Source organism: Plebeiibacterium marinum, assembly GCF_026013615.1.
GTDB classification, from domain to species: domain Bacteria; phylum Bacteroidota; class Bacteroidia; order Bacteroidales; family Marinilabiliaceae; genus Saccharicrinis; species Saccharicrinis marinus_A.
Map to the genome: position 1 here is coordinate 103,527 of NZ_JAPDPI010000003.1, position 14,834 is coordinate 118,360.

The 14,834-nt window shown below is 36.5% G+C and carries 7 protein-coding genes; all 7 read right to left on the minus strand.

Annotated elements, in window-relative coordinates:
* Positions 1-124: 124 nt before the first annotated feature.
* Genes OM074_RS02690 through OM074_RS02720 form a run of 7 tightly spaced genes read right to left on the minus strand, consistent with a single transcriptional unit; the run spans position 125 to position 14,830 of the window.
* Positions 125-2,521, minus strand: coding sequence for an alpha-L-rhamnosidase-related protein (locus tag OM074_RS02690; RefSeq protein ID WP_301197735.1), 2,397 nt, complete (start codon positions 2,519-2,521; stop codon positions 125-127).
* Positions 2,522-2,558: 37 nt separating this feature from the next.
* Entirely contained in the window at positions 2,559-4,877 is a 2,319-nt protein-coding gene (locus OM074_RS02695) for a glycoside hydrolase family 3 C-terminal domain-containing protein (RefSeq protein WP_301197736.1), read from the minus strand.
* 60 nt (positions 4,878-4,937) lie between these two features.
* Entirely contained in the window at positions 4,938-7,277 is a 2,340-nt protein-coding gene (locus tag OM074_RS02700; protein WP_301197737.1) for a beta-glucosidase, read from the minus strand.
* 7 nt (positions 7,278-7,284) lie between these two features.
* Positions 7,285-9,177 carry a glycoside hydrolase family protein gene (locus tag OM074_RS02705; protein WP_301197738.1) on the minus strand — a complete coding sequence of 631 codons (1,893 nt, stop codon included), beginning with the start codon at positions 9,175-9,177 and terminating at the stop codon, positions 7,285-7,287.
* A 29-nt stretch (positions 9,178-9,206) separates the two neighbouring features.
* Positions 9,207-10,664, minus strand: coding sequence for a nucleoside hydrolase-like domain-containing protein (locus OM074_RS02710; protein ID WP_301197739.1), 1,458 nt, complete (start codon positions 10,662-10,664; stop codon positions 9,207-9,209).
* Positions 10,665-10,674: 10 nt separating this feature from the next.
* A complete protein-coding gene (locus OM074_RS02715; RefSeq protein ID WP_301197740.1) occupies positions 10,675-13,053 on the minus strand; it encodes an alpha-L-rhamnosidase-related protein in 2,379 nt (792 codons plus the stop codon).
* A gap of 43 nt (positions 13,054-13,096) precedes the next feature.
* Positions 13,097-14,830: a family 43 glycosylhydrolase gene (locus OM074_RS02720; RefSeq protein WP_301197741.1), complete on the minus strand. Its 1,734-nt coding sequence runs from the start codon at positions 14,828-14,830 to the stop codon at positions 13,097-13,099.
* Positions 14,831-14,834: the final 4 nt, after the last annotated feature.

A 14,834-nucleotide genomic window follows, 5' to 3' on the forward strand; every position in this document is an offset into this window, starting at 1 on the left:
ATTCTCTGAGATGCCACATCTCATACAATAGTAGAACATAATATACTACCACAAGTGATAACGGCAACCCTATCTTTTAAATTTAAATGATTCATAATTATAAAAACACACCTCCTTTATGTTCTTATTTTACAACCAAACTATTTTCGCCTTCCTTAAGATTATATTCTTTTCCATGCCATATTAATCTTCCGGTAGTATTTTCAGGAAGAGATATAACTGTTTTCAGCTTATCTCTGCCTTTAGAATAATGCACTTTAATGATACCATTAGGGTGAGGCATTTCTCCTCCAATTTCTTTGATATCACCTAAGTGTGGTTCAATCTTTACTTTCGAAAATCCCGGAGCATCACTATCAATGCCCAAAATTGTCCTGAAGAACTCAATATTAGGACTGGCTCCCCATGCATGACAGTCAGATCTGGCTCTTTCCACACCAGAATCTTCTGCCCATGTAGTTAATCCTAACTTTATATTTTCACGCCATATATCTAACCACTCAGTGTATTGGTCGCCATATCCGGCTTTTGTCAGTGCCTGATGCAGATAATACTTAAAATATATCGATGCCGGAGCCAGGGTAGAATCTGTTAATAACTGTTTTCCCAGGTGAACAGACTCTTCTTTAGTTGCAACTCCTGTTAAGATAGCCATTGCATTGGCATGTTGCGAGAAAAGTTTCTTACGTGATTCATCAGCATACAATTGCTTTGTTTCGTCCCAATATTGCTCTTTAATAGATTCTTTTAATTGATCTACTTTTTGTGTATAGATAGTTGCAAGTTCTTTTAATCCCAATTCCTTTTCTAAATCAGCAGCAGCTTGGTATGCCATTAATAATTGTAAATCAATTAATGCAGAACAACCGTCTTTACCGGCCTTTCTGGCTCCCAACGACCATCCTTTTACATTAACCCAATCCGTAAAATTCCACCATGGTAAATCTTTCACCCTGCCATCTTCTTGCTGAAACTGCTCAAAATATTCTAATATTTGCCTTATCCCACTTAACTTCCCTTTTACAAAATCCAAGTCGCTACCATACATCATGTAATCGTATACAGAACCTATATACCACAATGAAAAGGGAGTAATATATTGCGGCATTGAAGAAGGATATCTACTCATGGTTATGCCTTCGGGCTGACGAGAGTAATCGATTTGATTGATAAAGTTTTTCACCAATCGGTCATCGCCACTGTTATACAAAGAAACCATGGCTTGTATGCGGGTATCACCAATATATTGCAGCAACTCATAGTAAGGACAATCCATATAAGTTTCGTATGCGCATAAACGGGCTGTTCGCCATCCTATATCAAAAATCTGTTTCAACTCCTTATTGTCAGTATCAAGCTTTGCTTTTAACTGAAAAGGGTAGGCTGTATATGTGCCATAGATATCGTTTATTATAAGCGGTTCATCCTGTGTTTGAACTTTTAATTGAATGTATCGGTACGTTCTGAATGCCAAAGTAGTAAACTCCTGCCCATCAGCCCCATTTGAGATGATGCTATCTTTTTTTCCAAGAAACATCTTTCCTTCAATTTCATTGCGATTGCCTTTGTGAGGATATTTGGTAAAAAGAGATTCTGCATAATCAATACTAACAGCGCTATTGTTTCCCTTACTAAAGTTTAGAGTTAAGTAAGCATTAGTCAACTCCTCCTGATCCAATATGATTGAACATTGGGTATTTGCAGGAATAGTAAACTGAGCTTTTTCTTTTGGAAACACTGCAGGGACTTTAACGCCTTCTGATTTACGTACGGCTTTAAGGCGCTGATAGCTTAATTCCATTTGAGGTAATGATGATGGCACCAACATCCAACTGTTTGGTCTACCATAACCGATTTTATTCTTTGGCATCCCATTACTTAATTCTTCAGCGGCTGCCCATGTACTATCATCAAATGATAATTTATTCCATCCATTTACAGTTTTATGCATATCAACAAACTCACCGGGTCCTGCAAAAAAAGCAGTATTCATTTTTACAGGTATAGGCGAATAAGCATCATCAAAAATACACTTCCAACTTTTGTCCGACTTAACTTTTATGGCTTCTGAATTTCCTCCATTTATTACAAAAGCTGTTTGAGCCGAAATATTGGCCAAAGGTCTATCCTCACCTTCATTCCATACCTGCACTGCAATTATATTATTTCCTTTTTGTAAATAGGGTATCAAATCAATGGTTTCAAAATTCCAGTGTAATAAATCACCTCGTGCCGGCCCCATTGACACCAATTTCTCATTCACATAAAGTTTATACCTGTTATCAGCAGAAACATGTACAGGAAAAGATTCCGGCAGTTCTGACAATTCAAAACTTTTTCTAAAATAGTAAATGCCATACCCATTAGGGTTTGACTCTGGGACAGTAATCCATCTGGCACGCCAGTTTTTCTGAAGGATTTTATCGCTCACTTCTTGTGCTTGACTTACTCCTGTTAGCATTACTACGAACAGGCAGAAAAACACTTTTCTGCCCATCATCTTATTTATATGCTTCCTCATCTTAGGTCTTTTTTATTGTTTTACCTTATCTGGATTTCTATTTACTTAGTTCTTGAATATCCACAAGTGGCACCAATGCCTTATTAACCTTTTCCACTTCAATCTCCTTTTTAACTTTAAAGATTTCACTTAAACGAAAATCTACACTTGAAGCACCAATATTTACCTTATATTCTCCAGGTTCTGCTATCCACATTGACCTTTCTGTATCAAATGATGCCAAATCTTTCCCTTTCAAGGTAAAAGAAATTGTTTGTGATTCTCCCGGTTGGAGTAGTCTCGTTTTTGCAAACTTTCTTAATTCGGCTGAAGGTTTATCCAACTTACCGGAAGGTGCAGATAAATAGAGTTGAGCCACTTCTTTACCAGCCCTCTCGCCTATATTGGTAATAGTAAATTCCAAATCAATACTGTCCTTAAATTTGCTTTTGGAAAGGCTTAACCCACTATATTCAAAAGTAGTATATGACAAACCGTACCCAAACTCATAAGATGGCGTAACGTTAAATGAATTAAAGTAACGGTATCCCACATAAATTCCTTCTTCATAGAACGCTTGATCTGGCTTTTCTACCGGTATTCCCGGAAAACTTTTAGCAGATGGAGTATCTTCATACTTTTCAGGAAAAGTAATCGTAAGTTTTCCTGAAGGATTATCAGTTCCATTTATAATGTCAGCAACAGCATTACCTGCTTCTTGTCCCGGTTGCCAACATAATAATATTGCATCAGTATTATTCTTCCATGAAGTAGTTTCAATTACCCCTCCACTATTTATCAATACGATAAGCTTTTTACCTAAACGATGAAATGCATCACTAATTTGTCGAATATTCTCTTTTTCGATGTCAGACAAATTAAAATCGTTATCAATTCTCCTGTCTGAATGTTCGCCAGCGTTTCGCCCAATGGTATAAATAGCCACATCTGTTACTGAGGCATACTTATCTACCAACTGTTCAAGTTCTAACTCCGGTATTAAACGGGTAACACCAAATGATGCCTTTTTTAATTTTGGATTTTCTACCAAGTCGTTTTCAATATGCGAGGTATATATGGCCTTAAGACTTTCATCAACAATAAAACCTCCTTTTTCTAGGCCTTCTGCAATAGAAACACTATAGGCTTCGTTAACATCTCCACTACCCGTACCTCCTATGTAAATATTATAAGATGTAACACCGAACAAAGCAACCTTAGTTTCCTTTTTTAAGGGCAAAGCTCCATTATTTTTTAGCATCACCATACTTTCAGCTGCAGCACTTCTTGCCAAGTCAGCATGTGCTTTTAAATCGGGCTTATTCGAAAACTTAAATTGCTTAAACGATGGAGTTTTAACAATTATATTTAGAATACACTCGACATTTCTATCTAAATCTTCAACTTTTAAAGTTCCATTTTCAACCGCTTCCATTAATTGACTTTTCTGGCTACGCCCTCCGGGTTGCAGCATGTTATTACCGGCCCACATTTGAGCAACCCTATTTTTGCCACCAAACCAGTCTGTTACTGTATAACCATCAAATCCCCAATCTTCTCTTAAAATCTTTATCAATAGGTCATCATTTTCTGATGCATATTTTCCGTTAACCTGATTATATGCAGTCATAACAGTCCATGGATTACTATTTTTTATAGCTATCTTAAAACCTTTAAGATAAATCTCGCGCAAAGCTCTTTCGCCAACTATTGCATCTACCTCCTGTCGGTTTGTTTCCTGATTATTGGCAACAAAATGCTTAATAGAAGTTCCTACACCATTTGATTGAATGCCATTAATCATTGCACTTCCTATATGCCCTGTAAGGTATGGATCCTCACTATAGTATTCATAGTTTCTACCGTTCAATGGATTTCTTTGAATATTTACTCCCGGTGCCAATAAAATATCTACCCCATACTCAAGCACTTCATTCCCCATTGATGCTCCTACTTTTTGAACCAAATCTGTATCCCAGGAAGAGGCTAATAGTGCACCTGTTGGCCATGCGGTGGCATAATAAGTTGCATCATCATTCTTTCTTTTAGGATCTATCCGAAGCCCGGCTGGCCCATCAGCCAAAATTGTGGAAGGAATACCTAAACGAGGAATGGCATTTGTTCTCCCTGCTGCGCCGGGGACAGCACCACCGATTCGTCCAATTACAGCGGTACTCCTCCGGTTACCCATCCCAGGCCCAACGACTATATCTATTTTTTCTTCCAAAGACATTGCTGCAACAACTTCTTTGATGTTCGTTGTATTTAATTGAGGTTGATAATTTACTTGCTCTTTCTGTCCAAGTGCCTTAAATGGTATTATTCCTAATAACAGTACAACAACAACTAACCACATATTAGTATTTAACCTATCCATAGTTCTTATATTTTATTTGCATTTCCCTTATTCAACAAACAGAACATTTTATAATTCTCATTAACGAGTCAACTCTTCAATTTCAATTAGAGGCTCTAAAACTTTATTCACCTTCTCCACTTCAATCTCCTTTTTAACTTTAAAGATTTCACTTAAACGAAAATCCATACTTGAGGCACCAATATTTACTTTATATTCACCAGATTCTGCTATCCATTGTGAATTCTGAGAATCAAATGATGCCAAATCCATTTTATTCAAGGTAAACTTGACAATCTGTTTCTCTCCCGGTTGAAGTAGTCTCGTTTTTGCAAACTTTCTTAATTCTTCTGAAGGTTTATCCAATTTCCCGGAAGGTGTGGATAAATAGAGTTGAGCCACCTCTCTACCGGCTTTCTCACCGATATTGGTGATCGTAAATTCCAAATCAATACTGTCTTTGAATTTACTTTTAGAAAGCTTCAATGCACTATATTCAAAATTAGTATAGGATAATCCATAACCGAACTCATAAGATGGCTTAACATTAAATGAATTAAAGTAACGATATCCCACATAAATTCCTTCCTCGTGTATCACCTGTTTTGGTCTGCGAGCCGGAGTTCCCGGAAAGTTCTTTGATGATGCCACATCTTCATATTTCACGGGAAATGTAACTGGTAACTTTCCTGATGGATTAACTTTGCCGCTGATTACGTTAGCTATGGCATTTCCACCTTCCTGCCCGGGTTGCCATACCATTAAAATAGCATCTGGTAAATCTTTCCAAGAAGCCGTTTCAATAACTCCACCTACGTTCATTAAAAAGATCACCTTTTTTCCTTGTTGATGGAATATATTAGTAATATTCTTCAGTTGGGACAATTCTGCCTCAGTCAACTTATAATCTCCTTCCAGTTCACGATCGGCTGCTTCGCCTGAATTACGGCCAATAGATACTATAGCCACATCAGTTTCAAGAGCACATTTCTCTATTAACTCTTTTGGAGCTATAAACTCAGGCCTTAAACGAACTTTACCAAATGAGTTTTTGGCAGGAAACGCGATACGGTCATTTTCGATATAAGTATCGTATTCTGCCTTCAATTCCTGATGTACAGTAAAACCAGAATTAACCAAACCTTCATATATAGAAATATTGTATGCAAAACTAACATCACTGCTCCCATTATTATTAATAAAGGTATCGTAAGATGTATTGCCAAATAATGCTATTTTTTTCCCCTTTTGAAGAGGTAAGGTTTGTGTGTTGTTTTTTAATAAAACAATACTTTCTTCAGCAGCCCTTTTACAAAGTTTAGCATGTGCTTCCAAGTCAGGATTATCATCATTTTTATAACCATTAAAACGAAGCGTTTTTGTTATCCCTTTTAATATTCGTTCTACATTCTGGTTTAAAATTTCCTCATCAAGCTCACCTGATTTTACAGCTTCTACAACTTCTGCTTTTTGCTTTTCAAAACCTGGTTCAATCAGGTCGTTACCGGCTTTCAGTTGAGCAATAATATCTTTCCCTGCACGCCAGTCGGTCATAACGAAACCATTATATCCCCAATCTTCACGTAATATTTTTGTGTTTAAATCGTAACTTTCCGGTGTATATACACCATTTACTTTATTGTAAGCTGTCATAACTGCCCATGGGTTAGATTCCTTAATGGCAATTCTAAAAGTCTTGAGGTAAATTTCTCTCAATGCCCTTTCGCTTATAACTGCATCAACCTTTCTTCGGTTGGTTTCCTGGTTATTTGCCACAAAATGCTTTACGGTAGCACCAACACCTGTTGATTGAATACCATGCACCATGGAAGCCGCAAGTTTCCCTGATAAATATGGATCCTCGGAATAGTACTCTCCATTACGTCCATTAAGTGGATTACGGATGATGTTAAAAGCCGGAGCTAAAGCAACATCAACTCCATAATGTTTAAACTCGCTACCCAATGCAGTTCCCACTTCCTGCATAAGGTTAACATCCCACGACGAAGCCATCATAGTTGGCACAGGAAATGAAGTCCCGTAATAGGTTTTTGTACTGTCATTGTTGCGTATGGGGTGAATACGTACCCCGGTAGGACCATCAGCCAATATGGTTATCGGAATTCCCAAGTGAGGGATACTGTTGATTGATCCGGCAGCTCCGGGAACAATGCCGTCCATTTCACCAATCATACCATTTTCAAATTCTTCACCAACCATTCTCCCACCTCCGATAACGATAGATGCTTTTTCTTCAAGGGTCATTGAAGCAATTACTTCTATTACGTTATACTCACTTAATTGGGGTGTGCTATTTTTAGATACTTCTTGTGCCCTTACTGCAAATAAAAATGTTCCTATAATAATATTTGCAATCAAAAAACAAACTTTCTTTCCTTTATAATTCTTATATCTATTCATGGTGTTACTATTTTTGTTTAATACATTTTACACTTATGACAACCTCCTCATCCGGCATGACAAAATTGAAATTTTGTGGAGCATATTGCGACTTATTATTTGGATTAACCAGAACATCTTTTCTACCATTTGTAGTACTTACTTTAACATTACTGTATTGATACCCTTCGTCTGGTTCAATTACTACTTTTACTGATTCTCCCAACCTTGCTTTTGTTGGTATAACTGACACCTGTGCGTATTTATTGGTATTTTTTATTACAATAGAATGCAATGGATTTGGAGTAGGATCATTTCCTTTTGCAAACTCATATTCTTTTATCCTGCATATTTCCATACCTTCAACACATCCATTGAACGACATCATAACGCCAAGTTTTCCTTTTAATCCTCCTATATGGTTTAATGATTGATTATGATCTAAATCTTCAACTTGTAAACTAATTTCATGATAATTACCATCTGCACTTACATAGTTAGAAAGTTTAAATGATCCTAGCTTTATTCTTTTAGTTTCATCATTAAAATCAACTTCAGGAACTACCCATAATGTAAGAGATGCTTCTGGTGAAATAAGCTTTAGATTAAGCCTAAGGTTTAAATGATCCTTATCTTGTATCTTTTTATCACCAAAATTCAAATATTTAATTCCAACAGAATCATTTTCACTTTGTATTCCAATCAAAGGATTTAAACCATCACTACACCTTTGTGAACCTGCAATTTTTATTCTGGCTGTTTTGTAACAAATTGTATTAGCATTATATCGACGAAAAGCATTAAGACCATTTGTAAATATTCCCTGAGAAGTCATTTCAACTTGAGAGATAATAACTTTATCTCCCTCAATTTTAAGGTCTATAGGTTCAATCATTGCTTGACGATTATAAGAATTATCGGTTTTCCTATGATATATCACATACCACTGATCCTTAACCTTGACAATACTGCCATGATTATTACCAAATTCCCAACCATTTCTATTATTAACAATTGTTCCTCCATAATTCCATGGACCTTCTGGACTCTTACTGTAACAATAAACCAAACTGCTATGATTTTCATTTGGTGAAAAGATAAATACATATTTTCCAGTTGCAACCTTTTTAATTGATGATGCCTCAAATAAAGTATACTTTCCATTTAGGCTAGGATTATTCAATGTTTTATAAGGAGAAGCTTGCCATACGTGGCGAGTTTGCCTATTAACCATTGATTTCCCTGTATAAGGATGTATTATGCTATGCATATCCTTTACATTAATTTTTGTCCATCGATCTCCATAACAATTACCCCAATAAGCATAAACATCTATATTTCCATTGGAATGTTCATCAACTAATATAGAAGGATCAAATGTTCCGTCTTCTGTTGCGGAAGGCCAATCACAGATTATTGGATTTGTAAATGGCCCGATTGGACTTTCGCTCTCTGCTACAATACAAGCAGGACCATAATCAGCATATCCAGGTATAAAATCTTCATCATCAGAAGCTGGACCTTGAATTCCATCCATTCTGTATCGTTTCAGCATGAAAGTATATAGATAATATTTTCTTGTCTGTGGATTATATACACAATCAGGTGCACCCAAATTAGCACCTTCAATTTTTCCATATCCAATATCTTTGATTTGCTGAATATTGAATATTTCCCCATGGTTAGTCCACTTGGTTAGATCATCAACCGGGGCAGACCAAACATCGTGTCCATAACCACAGTAATCAGTAACTATTTCGTCTCGAGAGCCATATACAAACAACCGTTCTTCACCTTTATAAGTGAAGACATGAGGTTCGCCATCAGGAATAAATGCAGTTGGTGGTAAAAAGGGATTTTGCCCCGTTGCAACAATTGCGATTAGGTTAAAAAACAGAACATATAAGCTAATTAATTTCATTTTCTTTGATTTATGATTGTATGAAAACGTTATTCAACTTTAATTACAATGCGCCGGTATCGGGTAAGTGCCGGATAGCCGTAATCGGTACAGGCCAAAATAAGATGCAAGACGCCTGTCTCCCCCTCGGGAAGCGTAACAACTGCTTTTTCCCATTCCGGAGTTTTACTAGCATACCCGTCTTGCTGGGTTGAACTCTTCTTTTCATGTGTAACTTGTACACCTTTTACCGTCGACACTTCGTCATATACAAACCAGTGGTAGAAAAGTAGATCGCCATCCGGATCTCTGGATAAGCCCGCATCAAACACCATTTTTTCTCCTGCTTTTTCTGTACAATAGATGGGGGCTAATGTTGAATCTCCATTGACCACAACTTGCGGGGGATGATTTGCCTTTTCAAAATCTTTCACACACCAATCCATACGTGCCTGAAAATCATTTTGAAATTCAGGAGCCCAACGATCAATCTTTGAATGCTCTTCCGCTTCTAACCGTTCAAATGTATTAGCATCTTTAAATGATTTTTCTAATGTCAGATCCACCCACATATTAGGGTCATCAATATCGGGCTTCATACGTCCACCCCAGCCACCCCAATCCGGGTGTTCCATAAAACTCAAGCCATTAGGTATTAAGCCAAGATATGTCTCTGTATCACCCTCACCAATACCGGGGTCACGAATTGGATACAATTCCCCTAATGCTCCATGCTCTTTACGCACATGGGTTTCAAGCCAACTCACACTCCTTAAATAAGGGTTTGCATTATATATAATACCTGCTGTTGAATTGATATAAAACAAGTCTGGAAAATTATCACGAATCCATTGGCCACCTAAATCCTGATGTCCCCATGCATAAACACGCAATTTAGCAATTGCCTTGGCAAGCTCTTTCTTAGAGCGATCTTTTCGAATTCGCCAAAGTGCTTGTGCTAAATCCATAGGGCCTCCCCATACGCAAATCCACAGCGGACGATCATCATCTTTATCTATTGACTGAATAATCAGATTTGAAGCCTCAGTATCTTTATTTTTACCTATGGTTTCTTCAATTGGCCAACCATTTGCATTAGAAGAGCTACCTGGTTTTCGCCCGGTCAACATTCCTTTTTTTATGATACTTAATAAATATTCCTCCGATGGATATTCTTTTGAATGCAGCCTAAGATTTGGCAGAACTTTTCCATAAGCCCTAACCCTGTTTTCAATTTCGATAGGTGAAGGTTCACCAGTTTCATTCGATTTTCGTCTAATACAAGCTGATGAAGCAATTAACCCTTCAATATCAAATTCATTAGCATATAGTAAAAATCTAACCAAAGATTGTTTATCATCAGGATCTCCTGAACTGCTGCTGATATCGGTTAACACTATGACGCGAGGCTTTTCATTTTTCCCAAACACATGATATGCTTGGGCAGCCCCAACGCTGGCAGAAAATAATATTGCACAAAAACATATTAGAAAAGCTAAACACCTCATGATTGCTCGTTTAAAGTTTTAAAATATTGTCACCGCCTTTTAACTCATATTCCTTACCGTTCCATATAATGCGACCTGTTGTACCAATCGGCAATACAACGCTGGCTTTCAACTTATTTTTAATGACAGTATAATGAACTTTGATTTTCCCTTTAGGGTGAGGCATTTCTCCACCAATTTCTCTGATATCTCCAAGGTGAGGTTCTATTTTGATCTTTGCAAACTCTGGGGCATCGCTATCTATTCCTAAAACAGTTCTAAAAAATTCAATATTTGGACTCGCTCCCCAAGCATGACAATCGGAACGACTGTCATTTAAATCAGAGATTTCGGCCCATGTAGTTAGTCCCCAGTCAATATTATCATTCCAAACATCTAACCAATTCAAATAATCATTTCCTAACCCTGCCTTAATTAATGCCTGATGCAGATAATATTTAAAGTACACTGAAGCTTTAGCTAATGTTTTGTCTGTAAGTATTTTTTGTGCAATATTTGTTGCTTCTTCGCCATCAACTACTTCTGTGATTATTGCAAGAATATTTGCATGTTGTGAAAAACCATCTTTTTCATATCGATCGGCAAACAAACCTTTCTCTTTATCCCAATACTTGTGCCTAATTGTGTTTTTTAGAGCCTCTATTTCCTTTTTATAAAGCGCAACATAAGCTTTCATACCCACATTCTCTTCCAATTCGGACATCATTTCATAGGCATATAATAACTGCAAATCAAGAATTGAAGAACATCCGTCATCTCCTAATTTACATTCACCTGTGGAATTCCATCCTTGTGCATTCACCCAATCAGTAAAAAGCCAACCAGAAAGGTTTTTAACAGATCCATCTAATTGCTGATGCTGTTTGTAATAATGTAGAATTTGTCTTGCTCCCGGCAACTTATCTTGCACAAACTTTAACTCAGGTCTATACATCATATAATCATGCAACATCCCAATGTAATAAACTGAGAAAGGAGAGATTAACATATCTTCATTTGCAGGATACCGGCTTAAAGTTAATCCCTCTGGTATTCTGGATTGATCTAATAAATTAATTGCTCTTTTAAACAATCTGTCATCACCGCTATTATAAACAGAAATTAAAGCTTGAATACGAGTATCTCCTATGTACTGTAATTGCTCATAGTAAGGACAATCAAAATAAGTATCGAATGCACACAATCTGGCAGTCCTCCACCCTATATTTTCAATTTGTAATAGTTCGTAATCAGAAGTTTCTAATTTAGATCTTTTTTCAAAAGGGTAACCAGTAAAAGTTCCATAAACATCTTCAATAATCAATGGATCATCTTTTGTTTCTATCTCAATTTGAATGTAACGGTAAGTCCTCCAAAACAGCGTCGAAAACATCTGGTTAATTGTTCCATCAGAATGAATTTTATCTTCTCTTCCAATAAATTGTTTCCCCTCTACAATATTTCTATTTCCCTTATATAATGGAAAATCATCATATAGAGTTTCTGCATAACATATTGAAATATTGGCACCTTTACCCTGACTAAATTCTAAATTTAAATAAGCATTTGTCAGATAAGTCTGATCCAAAATAAACTTTCCTTTAGTATTCTTGGGAATAGTGAAGGGACTCCTTTCATCTGGAAATTTTTCAGGAATATTAAAACCATCAACTTTCCTTAACTTCTTTAGTCTTTCGTTTTTCAATTCCATAGCAGGTAGGTAAGATGGCATTAAATTCCAACCATTAATCACTCCATATCTATCATCATTTCCTTTACCTATTTTTTCTGGTACAACCCAATCTGTTTCATCACAAGAAAATTTGTTAAAGTCTCTAATTGACTTCTCCATATCTACTTTTTCTCCGGGTCCGGTTCTATACGACGTTGTTGGCAAATTTATTTTAATTGGTGAATACCCTTTGTCTTGAATGCACAACCATGAAGAACCTGTATTTAAACTCCTTGCTACACTTACTCCACTTTGTAAAATAAAACCCGTCTCGTTTGATATATTTGCAGTTGGGCGATATTCTCCATCATTCCACACAACAGCAGCAATTATATTATTGCCTTTAATTAAATATGGAACAATATCAATAATCTCAAAATTCCAATGTCTCTTATCTCCTCGTGCAGGTCCAACAGAAACTAACTTTTCATTTACGTAAAGTTTATAACGATTATCTCCAGAAACATATATAGGGCACTCTTTAGGTATTGAATTAAATTCAACCTTTTTACGAAAATAATATACCCCATATCCATTTGGTTCAGTACCTGGCACTTTAATCCAGTTAGCTTTCCATTTATTATATAAAAAAGCAGAATCTAACATCTGTGCCTGAGATTTAAAAGTAAAACTCATTAATACCACAACGACTACAAAAAAAGTTTTTAAGGTTCTCATATCTAAAAATTACATCAAACTATATAGAAACTAAAAAAGACTTCTATTTTTTAATCTTTTGAATTTTGATCACTTTATCCCCCTCAAAGATGCCATTCTCATTAAAAGCATCAATAGTAAAATAGTAATCCAATTCACTGTTTAAGCTATAAACATCAAGTGAATCAACATTGTAAACCTGATAGTTGTGGTATAATTTATCAGGCGAAATTCCATATCGAACATTATAACCAATTGCCTCTTCTGCTTTTTCCCAATTCAGTTTAACATGACAGCCATCCACAGAATCGCGAACAACAGAGAAATTCTCTACAGCTGGAGGTACAGCCCCAGTTCCCTTTCCAAATACACGTAAACCTGAAATGGCAAACTTTCCATCCGGAACTTTTAAATTTGTAATTCGAACATACCTTGCTTTTACTGTTTTCCCCAGTTCTATATAATCATGAGGGGCATCTATCGTATTCTCTGATTTATCAACTAAGACTTCCCAAATCTTTTTATCATTAGAATATTCAACCTTGTATTGATAATAAATATCTTCTGCCCTTCCTACAAGAGAAGTTCCTTGTTCAGCAAAATTTACTTGAAGAGCTCCTACATCGTACGTTTCTTCCAGATCAACCAATAACCATTCTTCTCTATTCCCTGATGCTGCACTCCAGTAGGTGCGTACATCTTCATTAACGGCTAGTTCTTTTGCATGTCCATCAACTTCGGAAGACACTTCAACAGGCTTATTATAAGAAAGCAACATCCATTTGGGTTGATAATCTTTATAATCCTTCATTTTTTTTGCAGGCATTTGGTGTGGATAATCACCAAATCCGGTATAAGCATAAAACACACCATCTTCATCAAAAAACGCAGGAAAGATGCCAACACGCCTTTCCAAACTGTTTTTTACGGATATAGTCATGGTTCCAGCATACCAATAGTTACCATATTCATCCTGAAAAGTTGAGCCATGTCCTGCCCCGGCAATAAAACCCTCTGGTTTATATGAAAATGGGTTGTGTTGCGCTAATTGATATGGGCCAAGTGGATTTTCGCTTACATACATTCCATCAGCATAACTTTTAAACTGCGTACCAGGTACGGAATATTGCATGTAATACTTATCGTTGTGACTGGTTACAAAAGCCCCTTCGAGATATGGCCTTTTCTTTAAACCAAAATTATAATCACCGGTTCTTTCCCATCCATGAAGCTTATTATCTGTATTTAATATCTCCACTTCATCTCCAATGGGTTTAAATGTTTGAGCATCCAATTCAATTCCCCGAATAGGCAAGCGTGGAGATAAGCCATGATATAAATACACACGCCCATTTGTATCATGAAACAACATTGGATCAAGCGATCGCATACCAACGGAATCCTGTGCCACTTCCCATTGTCCGCTTTCAGGCAAAGCTGTTTTATAGACTTTTTGATTGATTGCCATAAAAAATATAGAATCCCTCATTACTACAGCCGTCGGAGCATATTCCTCTATTGGAAGATCTTCAGTTGTTATTAATTTCCAGTCAATTAAGTTTTCTGACGTATAATATCCTCCTGATTTAGACAGGAACATATAATATGCTCCCTTGTAAAAAACCACAGAGGGATCAGCTGCTTCTCTTCGGGATGGATGATCTAATTGAAAACGATATCTAAGATTCACCGGATTACAAAAGGACTGATGCTTGGGTTTACTACAACCAAACATTGATATAATTAAACCAACAAATGCAATTCTCTTTACTGGTATGATTAACTTGCTACAAATCATGACT